The sequence below is a fragment of the Paenibacillus sp. S33 genome (assembly GCF_053615415.1).
The window spans coordinates 1,909,055-1,930,427 of the sequence record NZ_JBSIEZ010000001.1 but is presented as its reverse complement, the minus strand read 5'-3'; the positions used below and the strand labels follow the sequence as shown (position 1 = coordinate 1,930,427).

The window sequence follows — 21,373 nt, the reverse complement described above, 5'->3', positions numbered from 1 at the left end:
TTATGACCTCCTCAAAATAATCATATAAGCCTTCTTATCCATCGACTGTTTAATAAGAAAAACAAACGCATGAGCGGACTATTTTTCATTAAACGTCTCGAAACAGCGCGAACGTCCTGCTGCTCGCTAACTTTAGGGTCGGATAAATATAAAGCCAGCAATCCCTCGATAATCATCCGGTGAAAGGAGCTGGCAGGGACATCTGCAATATCAGCCCGCGCCCGATTCACAACGTAGGCGATCCGGTCTAGCACCATGTCGGTATCTTCATAATAATTGCAAAAGTTAAGATCTCCGCCCTTCCGGTCTTCGTCTTGATCGATTAGATAATCCAGCAAAATATGAAGACTGCACACATGTGGAAAATACGATGCATGTATTGAGGCAGCCCCTGCATCTGTCAGATGCTGGTCGCTGGCAGCAAGAAACAGCATAAAGACCCCCAGAGTTGAACCGGTAGCCGCAGCAAACTCATTCCAGCGCAACTCTGGTGTACGGTCTTTATGAAGCGACCACCAATCCAAAAGCGCTTGTTCCCGCAGCTCGGGTTTAATATGCTTGTATACTTGCAAATCCGTGTATAATCGAGCCAAATCCTGAACGTAAGGCATAGCCGCCTCATAGCCCGGAAGCCTGCTTACACAAGACTGACAGGTTGTCACCAGCCTGGTCAAATAACCGCCATCCTCCTGCTCACGACGCAACTCATAATAATTCACTGGCCTAGCCGTCGGATTAACTGCATCCAGCATAGCCTGATGCAGTAGCCTGAAATCATCCGGGTCCATGGACGTACTGCGATCACACAGGTTGTCCAGATAATCACTAATGGTCTGATACGCTACGATCAGCGGAATTAGCGTCTGCCGGGCAGACATATTGGCAGCGGCATAAACCGCTCCACCCACGCAGTGAAATGTCTTATCCGCTATGCTCGCAAGCGCCTGGCTTCGCAGCTCAGGGTCCGGAATTTGTTCGGCCTTGCTCTTCCAGTTACTCAATTCTAGTTTCGTTTCAGGGAGAATGTGCTTGTACATTCGGCTCATTAGACCTATGGGGCCTCTCGGTACTTGATAACGTCCTTGCTCAACATAACTCAAATGACGGTGCCTCCACATTGTTGTCTACGTAATTATACCTATCCAAACCATATCCATTATAATATGATCGTCCTTTTAGCACAAATGAACAACCTCACTTTTTTCTTTAAAATTCAAGGAAATGAGCTGTTCTTACAAAAAGAATTTTATACCTGTAATGTTTTATTAGTCAAAAATAGGAGTTACACAAAATCTATCCTTATAAGACTTTAATCGCAAATAGTATAAATGGCCTACCTATCCCTTGTCCTCTGCGGGCTTCATGGCTTGGATTCCCTCTCCCATGCTTGCCTGCTTCCATTTCCCGAAAGCATAATAGTAAATGACTGCTACGGCAGAAATAGCAAAACCAACAGGAAAGCTCCACCATACAGCATCTAGACCATACTCATCGACAAATACATAGGCCAAAGGTATACGAATGCCCCATAATGAAATAATGGTAATTAAAAGCGGTATCATGACGGAACCCGTTGATCGAACAACACCTGTAATGACATTGGTAACACCGAATATAACAAAAGACCACAAGGTGATCATATTAATCCGCATACCCAATTCCAATGCGCCCCCCGTAGATGGAAGGAACATGAGCAAGGCCTGACGATTAAACACGTAAATTAATACCACAGCTCCACCAGTCAACAAAAAATTATATACAATCCCAATCCAGGTTGTCATGCGCACTCGATCCCAACGTCCGGCTCCGATATTTTGAGCGGCAAAGGAAGATACAGCTGCACCTAACGCCATTGCTGGCATCTGCACATAGCTCGACAAATTATTGGCTGCTGTATAAGCTGCTGCTGCCACTGTCCCGTAGCCGTTTATAATATTTCCGTTGGAAGCGGCAGTCAATGCGGCTTCTCCCAGAAACTTCCCCACCCAGATCGAATTGATCGTTCCATTCAGGGATTGCAGAATGTTTCCGAACAGCATCGGCAAAGAGAACATAAACAGCGTTTTGGCAATAGGACCTTCAATCAGGGAAGGCTTACGACTAGCCTCTGCTGCACTCATTTTCTCAACTCCTTCAATTTGAAATGTCTTCTGCCTAGTTTTATTAAGTATAATACCCTATTCCTGCTCAATCTTCTCATATCATAAACGTATTTACGCAAAAAAGCGCAGTCCCTTAAATTAAAGGAACTGCGCTCTCAATTCATTGTTTAACCGTAATATATAAGACATCCGTAGAAACGGAACCATTCTTACAATTCAGTTACACTTACAGTTTGATTACGTTAGCTGCTTGGGGTCCACGGTTACCTTCAGTAATTTCGAATTCAACCGCTTGACCTTCTTCCAAAGTTTTAAAGCCGTCGCCTTGGATTGCGGAGAAATGTACGAATACGTCCTCGCCACCATCCATTTGAATGAAGCCATAACCTTTTTCTGCGTTAAACCATTTAACTGTACCTTTCAAGTGAACAACCTCCTAAAAATACCGCCATCTATGGCGAATATCCATATTATACTTCATGCTTTTTCACAATGCAATTGATGTTTTTCCGGGTTTTTCGGGCTGGAATGATTTGCTTTTGCGGCGGAAACTGCGGTATCATGAACCAAAACATCTATAAAATCGGAGACATGCATATGATGAAAAAACACGAAATATACAAAAAAGACAATTGGAACATGATGACTGTCGAGGTGCAGGGCCGTTACATCGTTCTACGGGAAATATCCGATGATTGGGGCGAGGAAGCCCACACGTTTTTAAGCCGTCCGGCACTAATGCATTGGGCTCAAAATCGGTTTCCCAAGCAGTCCTTTCAAGATAATGAGGAAGAGTGGCAGCGGATCATGAACGCTTTCAAACAGGTCTAGCCTATTCATGGTGTCCAACAGCTATCTCATCTTCATTATTCTGGCCTTTACGCTGGGCGGAGTGCTGATCATGAAGCGTGATACGATACCGACTCCTCTCAAAAAGTGGATGGCCCTCACTGCTGTAATCATGGTTTGCCTTGCCTTTTATCTCATTGTATACAGCTTATTAAATATAGGTTCCAACCCACAGTAAGGAAAATTATACTTTCGGGCGTAAGAGGTCATACTATGGCATAATAAGCCATGGTATAAGGAGGATCTGCCGTTACATGCATCCTGTAAAACCTCTTGCCCTGCTGCTTACGGTAAGCGTGGCGGTTTCTTCGTTTTGGCATCCGTCCCTTACTGCCGCAGCTCTACCCCACATTACGTTCGATCAGAGGAGGCTCTCCATGAGTGAAATTGTAAAACGCGCTGATGCGCCAGTGGAAAATACATGGAAACTGGAAGATTTGTTTCCCAACCGCAAAGCATGGGATCAAGAATACGAAGAAGTCAAACAACTAGCCAAAAAGGCTGAACAATTCCAAGGCAAGCTCAATTCAGCAGAGTCGATTGGCAGCTGCTTTAAATTGGAAGATGAATTGTCGCTTAAAACCGAGCGTGTATATGTGTACGCACATCTGCATCATGATGAGGATACAGCTGAACCTACATACCAGGGTCTTTCGCAAAAAGCCAAAAAATTAGGCGTTGAGGTTAGCGAGTCTCTTTCTTTCGTGACGCCTGAAATTTTGGCATTGCCGGATCATCAGCTCGATGCCTTCATTGAAGATCCGAAGCTTGCAGATTATCGGTTTACACTTCAAGAAATGAAGCGGGAAAAAGCACATATTCTGGGCAAGACAGAAGAAGCGTTGCTCGCTCAGGTTGGCAATCTGGCTCAAGCCCCGCAAACGATTTTTGGCATGCTCAACAATGCCGATCTGAAGTTTCCAAAAATTAAGGATGAAAACGGCAAAGAGGTTGAGCTGACTCATGGCAGCTACATTCAATTCCTCGAAAGTCCGCACCGCGAAGTTCGCGAACGTGCTTTTAAAGCGGTATATGACACATATGCCAAAAATAAAAATACAATTGCTTCTACACTAAGTGCCAATGTAAACAAAAATATTTTTTATTCTCGTGTTCGCAAATACCCTTCTGTACTGGAAATGTCACTGTACGGTGACAATATTCCGAAGGAAGTGTATACGAATCTCATTGATACCATTCATGAAAGCTTGCCCCTGCTCCATCGCTACATCAAGCTGCGTAAAAAGTTGTTAGGTGTGGATGAGCTCCATATGTATGATTTGTTCGCTCCACTTGTGGACGAATACAAGATGGACATTACGTATGAAGACGCCAAAAAGCAAACAAAGGAAGGCCTTAAGCCACTGGGCGCGGACTATCTGGCTTCGTTGCAAAAAGGCTATGATGAGCGCTGGATTGATGTATACGAAAACGAAAACAAACGTACTGGTGCATACAGTTGGGGAGCTTATGGTACCCACCCATATGTGCTGCTGAACCATAAAGATAACCTGAACAGCATGTTCACACTTGCTCATGAAATGGGGCATGCGTTACATTCGTACTATTCAGACAACGCATTGAAGTATAGAGATGCACAGTACACCATTTTCCTGGCTGAAGTGGCATCCACAACCAATGAAGCGTTGCTAATGGACTACCTGCTGAACAAATCAACCGATCCAAAAGAGAAAATGTACCTTCTCACCTACTATGCAGATCAATTCCGCACAACGGTATTCCGTCAAACCATGTTTGCGGAATTTGAGAAAATTGTACATGAACGCGCTGAACAGGGAGAATCACTTACACCGCAGCTTTTATCAGAGATTTACTATGATCTGAATGTGAAATATCACGGGCCTGGTATGAAGGTAGACAAAGACATTGAAATGGAATGGGCACGGATCCCTCATTTTTATAACAGTTTTTACGTCTACAAGTATGCTACTGGCTTCTCGGCAGCAACCAGTTTCTCGAAACAGATTCTGGAAGAAGGCCAGCCAGCCGTTGACCGTTACTTGGGCTTCTTGAAGAGCGGTGGCAGTGATTATTCAATCAATATTTTGAAAAAAGCTGGCGTTGACATGTCCTCTCCGCAGCCGATCCGCGAAGCGATGAGCGTATTCGAAGAAGTCATTACAGAAATGGAAAAGCTAACTGAAGGAAAGTAAAACCGTGCGCACTTAAAATCCAGCATTGAAATGATGCACGGATAAATCCCTTGTCCATGGCGGGCAAGGGATTTTATAATGTAACGGGAGGAGGTGGCATTTTGAAAACACAATGGTCTTTGATCGCAGCTCTTGTTATTGCTTTGTTAACAGCTGTATTTGCTGTTATTAATGTGAATTCGGTTCAAGTGAACCTTCTATTCAGTAGGGTTAGCATTCCTTTGATTTTGCTTATTCTTGGTTGCACTCTTCTAGGTGGACTTATTGTCGGTTCTTTCGGTATTTTCCGCCAATATAGGCTTCAGAGAGAGATTAAACGTCTGACTACTCAGCTTCATACACTACAAGAAGAGCACACATCCACGGTGGAAGCAAACGCGGATGTGACCTATAACGCGACGGGTTCTTCCAGCACAGGGTCTACATTCGACCAAGATATAGAGCAACCGTCCTCTAACCCTGATCGGTTGTCCAAATGAGGAGGAGCAACAAATGACGATTCAATTAAATGAAGATTATATGATGAACTTTTTAAATCAGCTACTGAACACACCCAGTCCCAGTGGGTATACACACCATGTGATGGAGCTGATTCGTAAAGAAGCGGAAAGCCTCGGGGTACAAATCGAATGGAATGCAAAAGGCGGTGCCATCTTGACTCTGAAAGGTCAGGAAACGGACCATACGGTGGCGCTGAGCGCACATGTGGATACATTGGGCGCAATGGTGCGTTCCATTACAGCGCAAGGCACCCTACGTCTGACATCCGTCGGCGGCTTCATGATGAACAGCATTGAGAACGAATACTGCCTTATTCATACCCGAAGCGGACAAACGTATACAGGCACTATTCTGTCCAGCCATCCATCCGTGCACGTCTATGATGATGCACGAAGCTTTGAGCGCAAGGAGAGCCACATGGAGGTTCGGATTGACGAGCTTGTTGAGTCAAAAGAAGACGTGCTTCAGCTCGGTATTGCGGTGGGCGATTTTATCTCGTTCGATGCGCGTCCAGTCGTAACACCGAGTGGATTTATCAAGTCACGGCATCTGGATGATAAAGCTAGTGTAGCTGCACTGTTTGGTCTACTGGAATCTGCTGTACATGGAAACTGGAAGCCTCGACATACCGTTAAATTGCTCATTTCCAACTACGAGGAAGTGGGGCACGGAGCGGCTTACATACCCGAAGGAATCAGTGAGATGATAGCTGTCGACATGGGCTGTATGGGTGAAGATCTGAGCTGCAAGGAAACGGATGTTTCTATCTGTGCCAAGGATTCCTCCGGACCTTATGACTATACTATGACGACCCGTCTGATTGAGCTTGCCAAAGAGCTGAATATTCCGTATGCGGTAGATATTTATCCGCACTACGGTTCGGACGCTTCGGCTGCACTAAGAGCCGGTAATAACATCCGTGCTGCGTTGATCGGCCCTGGCGTACACGCCTCCCATGCCATGGAGCGCACGCACAAGCAGGCCGTGGTGAACACTGCACGTCTGCTTGCAGCTTATGTGATGGTTTAATTCGAACGATAAAAACCGACCTGTTCCACTGGAGAATAGGTCGGTGAAGGCTTAGTGAAAGGAAATCACAGCTATGGATCTGAAAAAACTACGTTACTTTATCGCAGTAGCGGAAGAACTACATTTTAACCGTGCTGCGAAAAAACTGAATATCACCCAACCTCCCTTGAGCCAACAAATTCAAAGCCTTGAAGAAGAGCTTGGCGTGAAGCTTTTAGAACGAACCAAGAGACAAGTTCGACTTACGTCAGCAGGAGCGATATTTTTAGAAGAATCCAGAAACATGGTTGCACAATTGGAAAGATCCATCAAGATCACACAGCTTGCAAGTCAGGGGAAATTCGGACAATTATCCATCGCTTTTGTAGATTCAGCCTCTGGCAGTCTGATGGTTAATGCCTTGAAGAAATTCCGAGAGCGTTTTCCAGATGTGAAGCTTACGTTATTTGAAATGACATCTGTCCAACAACTGAAAGCTATACACGATGGCAAAGTTCATGTGGGCTTCCTGCGCTGTGCAGATCCATCTATACATATCACTTCTCGTCTTTACACCAATGAATCACTCATGGCCGTTCTTCCTCAAACACATCCGTTAGCCCACCATTCAACCTTGTCTTTACGTTCATTAGCGGACGAATCTTTTATCCTGTCTCCGCCTCATATGGGAGCTTCTTTTCATAACCTCATACTGGACTTTTGCGGACAACACGGATTTCAGCCTCAAATCGTACAGGAAGCCGTTCAAATGTATACGATCGTTAACTTGGTAGCGGCCGGGATAGGTATCTCCATTGTCCCCTCTTCCGTTTCTGTCTTTCAACGCAGTGATGTCGTATTTCGTTCCTTTCAAGAAGAGTCTCCGTCCATCCCACTTTATGCTGCATGGAAAACAGGTACACACGAAACTGTTCTGACTCATTTTCTGGAAGTGGTTGAAGAAACAGCTTGTAACGAAGAGTTAGACATGTAAATCTCCTTGATCGTATATCTTAACCTGTTTTTCTCGGATCACGTTCAACAACACCATTTAAAATGCTATCCAATTGCCTCATGACCTGCTCATCTAGACGGACACCCGCGGCTTTTACGTTCTCTTTAACCTGCTCGGGCTTGGAAGCACCGATAATAGCTGAGGACACTTGCGGGTTTTGTAAAACCCATGCGACTGCAAGCTGGGGTAGCGTCAGTCCGCATTCTTCTGCAATCGGCTGAATTTTCTTTACTGCCAAAAGGACTTCTTTACGTAACCATTGTCCAGCCAAACGTTCGAAAAATGGTGACCCTGCTGTCGTAGAAGCTCTTGATCCCTCGGGTAACGGCTTGTCTGCTGCATATTTACCAGAAAGAATACCTTGTGCCAGAGGTGACCAAACCACCTGCCCAATCCCTTCCTGCTCACAAGCGGGAATCACTTCAGCTTCAATGACACGCCACAGCATGGAATATTGGGGCTGACTTGCCACGAAAGGGACCTTTAATTCCTTAGCCAGAGCGGCTCCTTGCTTTATCTGCTCTGCTGTCCACTCGCTTACTCCTACATACAAAACCTTCCCTTGCCGCACCAAGTCGGATAAGGCCAAAAAAGTTTCTTCAAGCGATACGGTTGGATCAAAACGGTGTGCATAATATACATCAATATAATCCGTTTGCAGGCGTCGAAGAGAAGCATGGCAGGCCTCCATGATATGTTTGCGAGACAGCCCTCTATCATTCTGTCCGGTACCTGTGGGATGAAAAACCTTAGTACATAATTCAATACTTTCACGGCGTATTCCCTTTAAAGAATGACCTAAAACCGTTTCCGCCATGGTATCCGAATACACATCAGCAGTATCAAACGTGGTAATCCCTGAGTCTAGTGCAGCGTTTACACAGGCTTGCGCTATAGTATCATCCACTTGAGCACCGTGGGTGATCCAGTTTCCCAATGCGATCTCACTTACCATTAATCCACTTTTTCCAAGTTTACGATATTCCATTTTCAATTCCTCCCTCCCATATGCAATCCATTATACCCACCGTAATTTAATATTAGAAATATATAATTAACGCACTTTTAATATGAAAAACATATTAATAATTCGATAAAAAAAGCAAGCCTCCACTCTGAATGGTGACTTGCTTCTGTATTATTAAGATTTACTTTGTTCAATCTGCTCGGCCAGCTCATTCAGGTAGGTCCAGCGTTCCATTTGGTGCTCCAGATGCTGTTCGGCCTTCACTTGCTCAGCCATGAGCTCCTGTAGTCGTGCTGAATCACTGAAAGACTCTTCCATCTGTCGCTGAATGTCGGCCAACTTCTGTTCGGCTTGTTCAATCAGCTCATCAATTTGCTCATATTCCCGCTGTTCCTTGAAGGTGAATTTGAGCTTGGTTTTACTTGTCTCCTTGACTGAATCAGAAGGACCCGCAGACTTAGGCGCGGAAGAGCGATTCGAGGAAGCCGTACTCGTCGAGACAGACGTATTCACAGTAGATTGAGCATTTTTACTGATCCATTCTGCATACTCGCTATAGTCCCCTACATGTACTCGTACCTGTCCATCCCCTTCAAACGCCAGTATTTTGTCCACTGTCCGATCCAGGAAATAGCGATCATGAGAAACAATAAAAACCACACCTGGGAATTCATCCAGATAATCTTCCAAAACGGAAAGAGTCTGAATATCCAGATCATTTGTTGGTTCATCCAGTAATAGCACATTCGGTGCCGACATCAGAACACGAAGCAGATACAAGCGCCGTTTTTCGCCTCCGGACAGCCTGGAAATAACCGTCCATTGCGCGCTTGGTGCGAACAGGAAACGTTCCAGCATTTGTGCAGCTGTAATCGTCGAACCGTCTGCTGTACGAATCACTTCGGCTTCTTCCTTAATATATTCAATGACACGTAATGATTCGCTCATTTCCTGATGTTCCTGAGTAAAATAGCCAAGCTTCACCGTCGGTCCCAGCACAACGTTACCGGAATCCGGTTCTATATGCTGGGCAATCATTTGGAGCAGAGTGGATTTCCCACTACCGTTAGGACCTAGGATACCAACACGATCACCAGGAACCGCAATGTAGCTCAAATCCTGTATCAGCTTACGAGAATCTACCGATTTGGACAGATGCTCGATCTCCAAGATCTTTTTACCCAGACGTGTGGAGGCGACGGACATATCTACAGATCCAGAACGAGCTTCCGGTTGCTGATCCCTAAGCTGCTCATATCGGTCAATACGCGCTTTCTGCTTGGTGGAACGAGCCTTTGCTCCACGGCGAATCCAGGCCAGTTCATTACGCAGCAGGTTCTTCCTTTTTTGTTCCGTTGACGCTTCCCGCTCCTCACGTTCTGCCTTCAACTCCAGAAAACGGGTATAGTTAGCCTCATAACGGAAAAGGCGGCCATGATCCAGCTCCAACATGACATTTGCAACTCTATCCAGAAAATAGCGATCATGCGTGATCATTAACAACGCACCACGTCTTTTTTGCAAATATTGCTCCAACCATTCAACGGACTCATTATCAATGTGGTTTGTAGGCTCGTCCAGAATGAGCAGCTCGCAGGGTTGGATCAAAGCCGCCGCCAAAGCCACCCGCTTGCGCTGCCCGCCGGATAGAACGCCCATACGAGACTCAAACTGAGTGATCCCCAGCCGGGTAAGTATATTTTTGGCCTCACTCTCTAGCTGCCATGCCTGGAACGTATCCATTTGCTGACTTGCTCGCAATAGACGGTTTTGAAGCTCCTCGCTACCCGGATTTAACTCCAACAACTCCATGGTTTCCGTATATTCTCGGACCGCTTTCATCTCAGGCTGGTTGCCATGAAAAATATGCTGGAGTACCTTCATTTCGGGATCAAACTCCGGATTTTGTGCTAGATACTGAATTCGCACATCGTTGTTCACTGCAATATTGCCATCATCTGGCGGCTCTAATCCGGAAATTACCCGTAAAAACGTTGATTTACCGGTGCCATTTACACCGACGACTCCTATTTTGTCACGTTCACCCATACCAAAGGAAGCATCCTCAAACAACATTTTCTCACCATAGCTTTTCGTTATATGTTCAACGGTCATAATATTCATACGGATTCCCTACTCTTCCCCAATTTTGTGATGCATCCTGTTTATTTTAACACAGACACAGCCAATGATTAAAAAACCGTTACCTGAACGAAGTCAGTACGGTTTTTTAGCAACAAGATGTGTCAGGATTTTTGTATTCCGGCTTTACAGCCATGCATAAATAAGTTCGCCGCTAATTCAGCCGTCTGATCCACGTAACATTCGCGGAAATCTTGATTCAATAAAATATCCATTTTTAGGCGTTCCAACATACCAATGAATGCCTTCGCATGAAACTCGGACTGCTGTACACCCTCTGACGACAGTTTATTTTTGACCAAATCAGTATAGTCCTGAATAAATCCCCGCATAAACTCCATTAGATCGGGGTCACTGTTAGGGGTCATAAAAAATAATTTAGTATGCTGCTTACGCTTGAAATAGTAGTGCAGATGCAAATTTGCCATCCGCAGCAGTCCTTCTCCCAAAGCACGATTGATTAATGCACCTTGCATTTCGGCTAGGTATTGCTCGCAATCTCTACGTGTGACTGCTGTAAATAGCTGCTCTTTGCTTTTAAAGTACAAGTATACTGTGCCTTTGGCAACTCCCGCTTGTTCTGCAATCTCGGAAATTTTGCTTTCATAGAAGCCTTTGGTGCCAAAGACGGCGTAAGCTGCGTCCAAAATAGCTTCATATTTATCTCTGTGTATATCGCCCATCTTAGCACCTCCTTATACAAGGATTGAAACATGGTCAATTCTTATAACAGTTAATTCCTTGTAACGATCTCCAGCCCTGTGTTCAGAGTATTAAAAAAATACCTGCAAGAGCGACCAATCCTCCGAAAATAGAACTAATGCTATTCACTCGATCATTGCTCATCCAACGCCAGCCTCGTACATAGACCGTCGTTTGTCCACAATGTGAGTCTACTTCTATTTCTCGTCCGCAAACCGTGCAGGAACGCATCATTTGCACTGTAGCACCTAGATAGGAATCAGCAAAGGCCCCCGCGCTACCGGATATACCTCCAACCAGTGCCCACAGCCATAACGGCAAGCTCGGCGTTCCTATGACGTGTCCAAAGCCCCATGCACCTATGCCGATCAGTACACCCCCAGCCAAGGCCGCAGCCGTTCCCAATACAGAGACTCCTCCTGAGGTTCCGGGTGCCAGCACCTTCCCGTTAAGCACCGAACGAGGTGGCTTACGACTCAGGCTGCCAAATTCCGTTGCCCACGTATCGGATGTGACCGTAGCCATGACACCGACAAAAGCCAGCTGCCACGTAACATGGGGCCATATCGCATAACCCAGGCATAACAGCATACCTAATCCACCATTGGCCCATACTTGGCCTGCATCCCGGTTTCCGGTTTTGGCATACGATTTTTCCAGTTCAGCCTTGCGCTCCTTTTTGAACCTCGACAGGAGGGTCGACGTGATAAAGAACAAGAGCAATGTGCCGAACCAGAACAGGTTACCCGCCCCATAATATACAGTTCCCATCAGTACAGCCGCGGCAAAGCCAGATAAGGTTAAGGATTTTTTATAAAATGCAGCTCCGGCCACCACAGCAGCACAAAGCAATCCGATGATCCAGTCCATGATATCCCCCCGCTTTTGAAATGAATCTCCGTTTTTCTTTTTTCGTTCTGTATATTATTGTACAACGCTCTACGCTTATATAAAAGCCGTGTCCCATGCTTTGGCACAGGACACGGCCTTCACAATGCTTATCTACGGGAATCTCTCTTTACTCCCCAACCACCAAGAACTTCCCTTTTTAATCCTCTTCATGGATGCCATTCACAAATTTATGCGATGGTGAAGCTTCCCTGACGATCACTTCCCCAGAAAAGCTCAAAGCGGTCCCCACTTGCTGTAGGCCCTACTCCTGCTGGAGTACCTGTGAAAATAATATCTCCCTCGCCCAGTCCATAATGAGTCGCTATATATTCAACGATATGCTGGATAGAAAAAATCATATCCTTAACATGTCCACGCTGCACTTCCTGTCCATTTTTGAGCAAGGAAAAATCCTGCTGCTCCAGCATGTCCAATTTTTCTAAAGGCAGGAATGGTGTCACGGGTGCAGACGATTTAAAGCCTTTGGCGGCGGTCCATGGATGGCCTTTTTTCTTGAGCACACTTTGTACATCACGTAGTGTAAAATCAATGCCAAATGCAAATGCGTTCAGACATGTATCTGCCGACATGCCTGGTTCGTATTTACGTCCTACAGCCACAACCAGCTCAGTCTCAAAATGAATATCTCCTTGCCCCTGAGGAAGCTCGAGCATGGCGCCATCCAGCGGCACGACTGCATGAGACGGCTTCAAAAAAATCATCGGTTCTGCGGGGACCTCATTACCCAGCTCCTCCGCATGCAGCTTATAATTGCGTCCGACACAGTAAACATTACGAATATCCACGTTCATCACGATCCGTCACCCTTCCCGCGTATGTAGTTCAATTGATTAACGAATAAGTTTACGTATATAGTGCCATATTCGGTGCTTGGAAAGCAAAAAAACCTGCTCCCAGCGATCCGGCCAATTGGTGCAAATCATCAATTCAGGATGCAATGAGGACAATCTCCGCATTATACGGCGGTCATCCACCGTCCACGCCATAACAGTAATACCGCGTCCGGTGAGATCTTTCATCAGGTTTCGATCCAAACGCGGATAGCCCATGGATAAAAAAGTGCATTGTAGCTGCTCCAGTTGCATTGCCAAATCATCTGGGCGCGCATCGATAATCAATCCGGTACGGATTTCAGCAGACAGCTCCTTAGCCCGGCGTAATGCGGCACGCTCAAAAGAGGTTAATACCACCTCTCCCTGCATCCCTCTCACCACAATTTCACGGAGTACGGCTTTCTCCAGTCCTGGATACATATCTCCCGCTGTTTTAAGCTCAATATTGAGCGATACGCGGCCACGACATAAATCCAGTACCTGTGCGAGGGAGGGGATCATTTCTCCACGGTATTCTGCACTTTTCCAGCTACCAGCATCAAGTTGTTGCAATGCTTTCCAGTCTGAATCCTTTACTCGCCCTGTACCATTCGTCGTTCGCTCCAGCGTAAAATCATGAATTACTACCGGAACACCGTCCTTTGACAGCTGTACATCCAGCTCAATCCAGTGTACAAATGGTTGCTCCAACGCAAGCCGAAAGGCTGCCATCGTGTTCTCGGGAGCAATCCCCGAAAAACCGCGGTGAGCCACGCACAAATGATTCATCTTGTTATGACCTCCATCCACAAAGGAGTCCCTCATACGATCGTTCCGTCAATTCCCATATAAAAAATTTCTTTTCGAACTTCTATTGAGCGCTTGCTGTACCATCCGTCCCTATCGAGACATTTCCCGGTGACAGTGCCGCCACTCTTTGCAAAATTTTGCTGGCCTCCGTATCCTTCAATGGGATTGGTTGACCTAGCTCCGCCCGGTAAGGGGTCAGCTTCATTTCGCAAGCCCCTTTTCGGGTACAGGTTGCCTGAAATATCGCTGTATCCCAAGTGGCTGGCACCGTTGATTTAGAAAAAATAAAATTGCCTGTGCTGTATGCGATCCATTTACCTTTATATTGCTCCATCCCTTGAAGCACATGTGGATGACCGCCAATGACAAGATCAGCTCCAGCATCAATAAAAGCATGCGATAACTCGGTTTGATGGGGCTCAAGTACAGTAGCGCGCTCCTTCCCCCAATGGGCAATGACAATCACCAGATCGGCCTGCATTCGTGCCTCACGGATGGACTTTACGATAGCGGTCGAATCATAGGCTCCTGCTACACCGGGCAGTTTGGCGCCCGCATTCCAGTTGGCTTCAGGCATGACACGTGTAGTCCCCAACAACGCAATTTTGATCCCTTTACGTTCAAAATAATGCGGCGCATACGCTTCTTTGGCATTACGTCCGGCTCCAGCATGGGCAATACCTTTTTCATCCAGATATTTCAGTGTATCCAGTAATCCGCCTGTGCCCTGATCCAAAATGTGATTGTTGGCCAAATTGACAGCGTCTATCCCTGCCGCAGCCAACGCAGTTAACGCCTTGGGCGAAGATTTATACACATACGTTTTATTTAACGCACCCACACCATTCGTTGTCACGGGCGTTTCCAGATTGGCCATCGTCAGATCGTCTTTATGAAACAAGTTTCCGAGATATTGATACGGAAAATCAAACCCATTCTGCTCCAATCGCTGTTCAACTTTACCGGAAAATTGCACATCCCCTACAAAGTGAAGCGTGACTGTCGGAGAACCTGCATCGTCTGTTTTTGATTTTTTTACATCCTCCGTTCCTCCCTTATCGGCGGATGGATTACCGTCGTATACATCCTTGGACATATCGTTCCCTTCCTGCCTGTCTTTCCCCGAGGATAATTTTGCTCCTGAAGAGCTGCCTTCGGGAGCATTTGTGTCAGACGTTGTCGCGGGACGATGGCTTGTGTCTGAAGCAGCAGATTGCTTCGTTTCATCGTCAGCAAATTGCTTATCTGCATGGGGGCCTTCGTCCAGCTGTTTATTTGACAAGGCTGTATCACTTTCACTGACCGAGGGAGTAGACCTCTCTTCACTAGCAAATCCCGTTTGGATTTTCTTCTCCGTTTGCGAATGCTCGGCATTTTCCCCAAGAGAGCCACTGTTGTAGTGTTCAAATATGTAATAATAACCGAAAAGACCTACGATCATAAGCAGTAGGACCAGATTCGTAAAGATCCAAGCCTTGCCTATTTTTGGTTTTCTTGCTTTCTTGCGACCTTCATTTCGCTGTGATCTGGGAGGGTACATTCTTCACTCCTTCTATGCTATTGCATTTGCATAACTTCTTTATTAGCTGGCGAATTTTACACCTTCTCCATTATATATCAAATTTCAATATAAATAGAACCCCTCGCATGGATCGCGAAGGGTTCATCATCGAACATTTACACCTGTACCTTAACCGCTTCCTGCTGTGTCGTTTGAACGGCATTAGAGGCCCATTCCTTAGCCTGACGGATGCAATCCGGTAAACCAATCGCATCATAACCAGCGCCCAACACATACACTCCTGGCATGGCAGTGCGTAACTCTTCCCGCAAATCAGCTATAGCCTGCGGGTGCCCTACCGGATATTGAGGCATGGAATTGCGAAGACGTGTAATTTCCGTGAACAGCGGAGTTGCTGTAACTCCCATCATCTCTTTCAAATCCTTACGTACCAGTGCAATCAGCTCATCATCCGGTAACTCTACAGTGTCTTCAGCTCCTGCTCGCCCTACATAACAGCGCAACAGCACCTTATCGTCCGGGCTAGTATGTAGCCACTTGGCAGACGTCCATGTACAAGCGGTCACGCTGCGTCCTTCTTTGCGAGGAACCAGAAAACCAGAACCGTCAAAGACGTTCTCAATATCTGTTTTATCAAAGGCCATGACCACGTTTGCTACGGAGACGTAATTAACGGCTTCCAGTGCAGCCACATTGACATGATCTCGCAATAGCGGCGCAGCAGCAAAGTTGGGAGTCGTTACAAAAATATCATCCGCCTCCAGCGTCTCTCCATTGTCCAGCATAATGCGATATGGGCTGCCTTCACTTTCCGTTGTCTTTGTGAATTCAGTAACAGCAATTCCGGTGCGTAAATCACAGTCATACAAATCATTCAGCAACGCATGCACCAAACTTTGCAAGCCTTGACGGAAGGTCAAAAAGGCGCTTTTTTTCGTCCCCGTATGTGTTTCAGCTGGTTTTCGACCTGTCATCATCCCGTGAATGAGGCTTCCGTATTGCTGCTCTACCTCAGCAAATTGTGGGAAGGTCGCTTGCAAACTTAGCGTCTTCATGTTGGCAGCATAAATCCCTGCCAGCAGTGGCTCGGTTACATTCTCTAGCACTTCTTTGCCCAGTCGGCGTTCAATAAAATCACCCAACGCCTCATCTCCCGGTATACGGCGAGGCGGAAGGACAAAATCCATCATAGCCCGCATTTTCCCGCCTAAAGAGATCAATCCGCTGCGCAAAAAGGGTTTCAGCTCCGTTGGAATCCCCAGCACCAGGCCAGGAGGCATCGGATGAAGCTGTCCTTCATGCAAAATGTATGTCTTTTTAGCCTCAGGATTTGTGCTCACCAGCTCATGATCCAGCTCCAGCTCTTTTGCTAGGTCTATCATAGCTGTTTTACGGGCCAGAAAGGAATCTGGCCCCTTTTCAATTACAAAACCATCTTTATGCAGCGTTTCAATTTTCCCGCCCAGCACGGAAGCTTTCTCGACCAGCGTGATTCGAGGTGTGTAGCCAGCTTCTTTGTACATTTTTCGTGTATAAAAAGCAGTGCTAAGCCCGGTCAAGCCTCCGCCTACAATCACAATATTACGTAACTTTTGCTCCATTATGTCCTCATCCCTTTTTCCATTGGTCTATGATGACATCACTAAGCGTCTCCATATACAGTGGATCACTGTTGAGTGAATCAATACGCTGAAAACGCATATCCAATTCCTTCGCCAACGCCTGTGCTTCAATATCCAGATCGTATAATACCTCTAAGTGATCAGAAACAAAGCCAACTGGCGCAGCCAGCACATACTCCACTTGCTCCTCTTTAAGGCTGTGCATGGTATCCAAAATGTCTGGCCCCAACCATGGCTCTGCTGTACGACCAGCGCTTTGCCACGTAAACTGCCAGTTGGTAATTCCCGCTTTGTCCGCAACAGCCTGCGAAGTCGCCATTAATTGCTCCACATAAGGATCACCCATAGCTAAAATCCGTTCAGGCAAGCTGTGCGCACTAAACAGAACACGAACCTCATCCCGCTTGGCTCCAGCTTCTTCAAAAAGCGTCAGTTTGGCGTTCACACGCTCAGTCAGCGTCTTAATCAGCTTAGGATGAAGATAATAGCTCTCCACAAATGATATGGTCAGATCCAGTTCCTGTGCCTTAGCCTGCGCGCGCTTAATATAAGTGCCTACACTCATAACGGAATAATGCGGAGCCAGCACGACACCTACCGCTGCACGGATGCCATCTTGCACCATGGCTTCCACACCGTCCTCAATAAACGGTTTCGCATGTTTGAGTCCCTGATAACAGACAAATTCAATGTCCGGGTTGCGATTTTCCCGGTTTAAGGTTTCCTGCAGGTTTTGAACCTGCCGATCAGTATTCTGACGTAGCGGAAACACACCGCCCACAATAGCTTCATAACGATCCTTTAATTCCTTTAATTGCTCCGGCGAAGGAGCATTACCACGACGAATATGTGTATAATAGGCTTCCACCTGATCCAGACTCTCCGGCGTCCCGTAGGACATGACCAGTACACCCACTTTGGTTTTCATTAGTAGACCACCTCTTAACATTTCTAATGTATTAATTTTTTGACGAAACCGAACGGGAATACTCATGCACATAATTAGTAAGCTCTCTTAGCTTATCTAGCGAGGCTTCAGGAAATAAACCGTGACCGAGATTGAAAATGTAACCCGGCTCCAATATGCCTTCATCTACAATGGTTTTCGCATACTGCTTGATAACATCGATTGGCGCAGTAAGCACATAAGGATCCAGATTTCCCTGTACACCAAAACCGTTGCCCAAGCGACGACGTCCTTCAGGTATACTTACCCGCCAGTCCAGTCCAATCACATCGGCTTTTAACCCATTCAAGTGTGGAAGCAATTCACCAGAGCTTACGCCCGGGAAATAAATTTTAGGTACATCCAGATCAGATAATTCATGGAAAATACGTGTGATAGTCGGCAGCACAAAAGTTTGAAAATCATAAGGCGAGAGCGCACCTACCCAGCTATCAAACAATTGGAAAGCCTTACCGCCATTAGCGATATGAGCTCGCACGTATGTAATAACCATGTCCCCTAGCTTATCCATCAGGCGATGCCACAACTCAGGCTCTCCATACATCATGGCTTTAGTGCGAATATATCCTTTGGAGGGCCTTCCTTCTATTAAATAGCTTGCAATGGTAAAAGGCGCTCCAGCGAACGTAATCAATGGCACGTTCAGTTCACGGTCCAAAATACGAATCGTTTCCAAAATATGACCCAAATCGCGTTCCACATCAATCGGACGCAACTTGTCTACGTCTGCAGCTGACCGGATTGGATTATCAATAACCGGACCAATATTTTTGACAATATCAAAATCAACCCCTAGCGAGGCTACCGGATTCATAATATCAGAATATAAAATTGCAGCGTCTACCCCAAGCTTGCGCACGGGCATCAAAGTCACTTCTGCGGCCAGCTCGGGCTGGCGGCATATTTCAAGCAACGTGTATTTTTCTTTAATTTTGCGATACTCAGGGTCATACCTTCCGGCCTGCCGCATGTACCATACGGGAATATGATCCACAGCTTGCTTGCGGCAAGCGCGGATAAAAGTATCATTGTAGGTCATGACTTCAGCCTCCAGTTCGAATCATAAATACTATATTTTAATTATGCCCTTTTTCAAGAGTCGTAACAACCGCAGCTCTCGAACAAACCATGACAAACCCATGACATTTGGATAAAGTTTCAATGAAGTGTGCTATACTAGAGAAATGGCTTTTTTAAAGCTCGGGAGAAGTTATGCTTTGATAAGTAGGATTTACAACAGGATGAGAATGGGCAGAAAGGAAGTGAAAGCACATTGAAAACGTGGGAGACATGGAAAATCAATCTCATTGTGCTTTGGTTCGGTCAGTTTCTGGTCAATGCGGGTATTACGATGATTACTCCGTTCCTCGCCCTGTATCTGGCTCAGGACCTTCATGTGAAGGGAGAGCACGATATTGGTCTATGGGCCGGAGTTATTTTTGCCGCTAACTTTTTGACCTCATTTATGTTCCAGCCTTTGTGGGGGAAGCTGGCTGACCGATATGGACGTAAAGTCATGCTGCTTCGCTCAGGCTTTGGTATGGCTTTGGTCATCGGATGCATGGGTTTGGTCACCCACCCGTGGCAACTGCTGGCGCTTCGCCTGCTGAACGGTACGATTTCGGGTTTCAATCCGGCATCGATTTCCTTAGTGTCGGGTACCACTCCCAAAGAGCGAACCGGATTCGCTATGGGAATTATGCAATCCGGTCAGATGGCTGGCACGATTCTCGGCCCTCTGCTAGGCGGATTTTTGGCTGACTGGGTCGGATTCAGACCGATTTTTTATATTACAGGCACTCTAATTTTTATAGCCTCGCTTATCGCAATGTTTCTGGTTAAAGAAAATTTCAGCAAAACGGAAGCTGCACGCATACCACAAATTTCGGTTCTTGCCGGATTAAAGGAGTTAAGCCATACGCCCCAGCTTCCGGCTTTGTTCACCGTAACGTTTCTGCTCCAGTTTGCCATGATCAGTACGGTGTCTCTTCTGCCGTTGTATGTGCAAAAGCTGTATGGATCGGCAGAAGGAATTGCGTTGATTGCCGGGTTTGTTACGGCTATTACAGGTGTATCCAATATGGTTGCTGCACCGCTCCTTGGAAGACTGAGTGATAAGATAGGCGCACACAAGATCTTGACCATTGCACTGCTTGGAACGGCGGTTATGCTTATTCCGCAGGCTTTTGTCAATGAAGTATGGCAACTTGTCATTATCCGTTTTTTCATGGGTGTATTTATGGGCGGTCTGCTGCCAAGCGTAAATGCGCTGATTCGCACGTATACACCGGAAGGAATGGAAAGCCGTTCTTTCGGCTTTAATACCAGTTCGCTGGCGCTCGGCAATATGCTGGGTGCTGTCATTGGCGGGGTGCTATCCGGGTTTATTGGCATCGAAGGATTGTTTATCATGTCAGGTGTCCTGTTAATCGTCAACATATTCTGGGTACGCATGAAGCTCTTTGATCGTAAGGCTACGCCTGATTTCAGGTAAGATAATCTTAGGGTAAGACAAGCCTGCCTTAACAGACAAGAACCTCCTTATTCACGCTGCCGTGGACAAGGAGGTTCTTTTTTACATAGCTATACATATGGAATGCATGCTATTTAACTCGAGCTAGCGCCAATCCATCGTAAGCTGGCAAAAGCGTGCTGACCAGCCGCGGATCTGTTGCTATCGTTTCGTTAAACCGTCTCACGGCTTGGACGGCAGGGCCGTTCTTATCCGTATTCAGCGTCCGTCCGCGAAGGAAACAGTTGTCTCCCGCAATAATGGCACCCGGATTCGCCAGAGCAATCGCATATTCCAGATACACCGGGTAATTTTCCTTATCTGCATCTATGAAGAAAAAATCGAAAGTTCTTCCCTCTTCCTGAAGTTCCTTCAAGCTGTCCGCTGCGGGTCCGATACGGTATTCGACACGGTCACCGTAGCCGTTGTTTTCCATATGTCGATGTGCCAGCGCTGCGTACGCTTCTTTCAGCTCCAGTGACACAATGCGACCCTTTTCTCCCAGCCCACGGGCCAAACATAATCCGCTGTAGCCGCCTAATGCGCCGATTTCCAATACATGCTGTGCGCCAGATACTTCAATTAGAAAGGTCAACAGTTTTCCGTAAGGATGGGCAACGGATACTTCCGGCATACCTTCTTTAACGATAGCCTCCCTGATACTGCGCAGTGCTTCATCCTCTTGTACCAGCTGGTCTACATATTGTTCAGGCGTCATATTTGGTGTAATTTCCACGGTTCATCTCTCCTTCTTGC

The 21,373-nt window shown here is 46.3% G+C and carries 21 protein-coding genes; 7 read left to right on the top strand and 14 right to left on the bottom strand.

The features are described 5' to 3' along the window. Positions 1-20: 20 nt before the first annotated feature. The 3 genes from ACWGXJ_RS09145 to ACWGXJ_RS09135 all read right to left on the bottom strand — a co-directional run bounded on the left by ACWGXJ_RS09145 (position 21) and on the right by ACWGXJ_RS09135 (position 2,526). The gene (locus ACWGXJ_RS09145) at positions 21-1,100 is read right to left on the bottom strand and encodes a tetraprenyl-beta-curcumene synthase family protein (protein ID WP_061828604.1); all 1,080 of its coding nucleotides are present in this window, start codon (positions 1,098-1,100) and stop codon (positions 21-23) included. A gap of 237 nt (positions 1,101-1,337) precedes the next feature. Further along, a complete protein-coding gene (locus ACWGXJ_RS09140) occupies positions 1,338-2,120 on the bottom strand; it encodes an MATE family efflux transporter (protein ID WP_452566601.1) in 783 nt (260 codons plus the stop codon). Positions 2,121-2,328: 208 nt separating this feature from the next. Next, complete coding sequence (locus tag ACWGXJ_RS09135; protein WP_013309706.1) at positions 2,329-2,526, bottom strand: cold shock domain-containing protein; 198 nt, start codon at positions 2,524-2,526, stop codon at positions 2,329-2,331. 173 nt (positions 2,527-2,699) lie between these two features. Here ACWGXJ_RS09135 and ACWGXJ_RS09130 point away from each other — a divergent pair, with 173 nt between their 5' ends. The 6 genes from ACWGXJ_RS09130 (at position 2,700) to ACWGXJ_RS09105 (ending at position 7,628) form a co-directional block, all read left to right on the top strand. After that, entirely contained in the window at positions 2,700-2,933 is a 234-nt protein-coding gene (locus tag ACWGXJ_RS09130; protein WP_013309704.1) for a hypothetical protein, read from the top strand. Positions 2,934-2,940: 7 nt separating this feature from the next. After that, positions 2,941-3,129, top strand: a complete 189-nt coding sequence (locus ACWGXJ_RS09125; protein WP_025715827.1) for a hypothetical protein — start codon at positions 2,941-2,943, stop codon at positions 3,127-3,129. A gap of 199 nt (positions 3,130-3,328) precedes the next feature. Then, positions 3,329-5,125 (top strand): oligoendopeptidase F, encoded by a 1,797-nt coding sequence (gene pepF / locus ACWGXJ_RS09120; RefSeq protein ID WP_068940260.1) that lies wholly within the window; start codon positions 3,329-3,331, stop codon positions 5,123-5,125. Positions 5,126-5,181: 56 nt separating this feature from the next. Continuing rightward, positions 5,182-5,604 (top strand): LapA family protein, encoded by a 423-nt coding sequence (locus ACWGXJ_RS09115; protein ID WP_341161798.1) that lies wholly within the window; start codon positions 5,182-5,184, stop codon positions 5,602-5,604. 13 nt (positions 5,605-5,617) lie between these two features. After that, on the top strand, positions 5,618-6,655 hold the full coding sequence (locus ACWGXJ_RS09110) for a M42 family metallopeptidase (RefSeq protein ID WP_452566600.1): 1,038 nt from the start codon (positions 5,618-5,620) through the stop codon (positions 6,653-6,655). Between the two features lie 73 nt (positions 6,656-6,728). Beyond that, on the top strand, positions 6,729-7,628 hold the full coding sequence (locus tag ACWGXJ_RS09105) for a LysR substrate-binding domain-containing protein (RefSeq protein ID WP_322159244.1): 900 nt from the start codon (positions 6,729-6,731) through the stop codon (positions 7,626-7,628). A gap of 19 nt (positions 7,629-7,647) precedes the next feature. Here ACWGXJ_RS09105 and ACWGXJ_RS09100 read toward each other — a convergent pair whose 3' ends face one another. From ACWGXJ_RS09100 to hemE, 10 genes are all read right to left on the bottom strand, one after another. Continuing rightward, entirely contained in the window at positions 7,648-8,637 is a 990-nt protein-coding gene (locus ACWGXJ_RS09100) for an aldo/keto reductase family protein (protein WP_452566599.1), read from the bottom strand. A gap of 153 nt (positions 8,638-8,790) precedes the next feature. Further along, positions 8,791-10,740 (bottom strand): ABC-F family ATP-binding cassette domain-containing protein, encoded by a 1,950-nt coding sequence (locus ACWGXJ_RS09095; RefSeq protein WP_452566598.1) that lies wholly within the window; start codon positions 10,738-10,740, stop codon positions 8,791-8,793. A gap of 122 nt (positions 10,741-10,862) precedes the next feature. Continuing rightward, positions 10,863-11,441, bottom strand: a complete 579-nt coding sequence (locus ACWGXJ_RS09090) for a TetR/AcrR family transcriptional regulator (protein ID WP_452566597.1) — start codon at positions 11,439-11,441, stop codon at positions 10,863-10,865. 82 nt (positions 11,442-11,523) lie between these two features. Continuing rightward, the gene (locus ACWGXJ_RS09085; RefSeq protein ID WP_452566596.1) at positions 11,524-12,330 is read right to left on the bottom strand and encodes a DUF92 domain-containing protein; all 807 of its coding nucleotides are present in this window, start codon (positions 12,328-12,330) and stop codon (positions 11,524-11,526) included. A 209-nt stretch (positions 12,331-12,539) separates the two neighbouring features. Continuing rightward, positions 12,540-13,163, bottom strand: a complete 624-nt coding sequence (locus ACWGXJ_RS09080; protein WP_452567887.1) for a fumarylacetoacetate hydrolase family protein — start codon at positions 13,161-13,163, stop codon at positions 12,540-12,542. Positions 13,164-13,202: 39 nt separating this feature from the next. Beyond that, on the bottom strand, positions 13,203-13,973 hold the full coding sequence (locus ACWGXJ_RS09075) for a glycerophosphodiester phosphodiesterase (protein WP_452566595.1): 771 nt from the start codon (positions 13,971-13,973) through the stop codon (positions 13,203-13,205). Between the two features lie 82 nt (positions 13,974-14,055). Next, the gene (locus ACWGXJ_RS09070) at positions 14,056-15,534 is read right to left on the bottom strand and encodes a CapA family protein (RefSeq protein WP_452566594.1); all 1,479 of its coding nucleotides are present in this window, start codon (positions 15,532-15,534) and stop codon (positions 14,056-14,058) included. A gap of 137 nt (positions 15,535-15,671) precedes the next feature. Further along, positions 15,672-17,117, bottom strand: a complete 1,446-nt coding sequence (gene hemG / locus ACWGXJ_RS09065) for a protoporphyrinogen oxidase (RefSeq protein ID WP_250268005.1) — start codon at positions 17,115-17,117, stop codon at positions 15,672-15,674. Between the two features lie 7 nt (positions 17,118-17,124). Continuing rightward, a complete protein-coding gene (gene hemH, locus ACWGXJ_RS09060; RefSeq protein ID WP_452566593.1) occupies positions 17,125-18,066 on the bottom strand; it encodes a ferrochelatase in 942 nt (313 codons plus the stop codon). A gap of 31 nt (positions 18,067-18,097) precedes the next feature. Continuing rightward, positions 18,098-19,144, bottom strand: a complete 1,047-nt coding sequence (gene hemE, locus ACWGXJ_RS09055; protein ID WP_452566592.1) for a uroporphyrinogen decarboxylase — start codon at positions 19,142-19,144, stop codon at positions 18,098-18,100. 234 nt (positions 19,145-19,378) lie between these two features. Between hemE and ACWGXJ_RS09050 the strand changes: the two genes are divergently transcribed. After that, complete coding sequence (locus ACWGXJ_RS09050) at positions 19,379-20,599, top strand: MFS transporter (RefSeq protein ID WP_025722314.1); 1,221 nt, start codon at positions 19,379-19,381, stop codon at positions 20,597-20,599. 109 nt (positions 20,600-20,708) lie between these two features. On the opposite strand, the gene ACWGXJ_RS09045 is transcribed toward ACWGXJ_RS09050, so the two are convergent. Beyond that, a complete protein-coding gene (locus ACWGXJ_RS09045) occupies positions 20,709-21,353 on the bottom strand; it encodes an O-methyltransferase (RefSeq protein WP_023987995.1) in 645 nt (214 codons plus the stop codon). Positions 21,354-21,373: the final 20 nt, after the last annotated feature.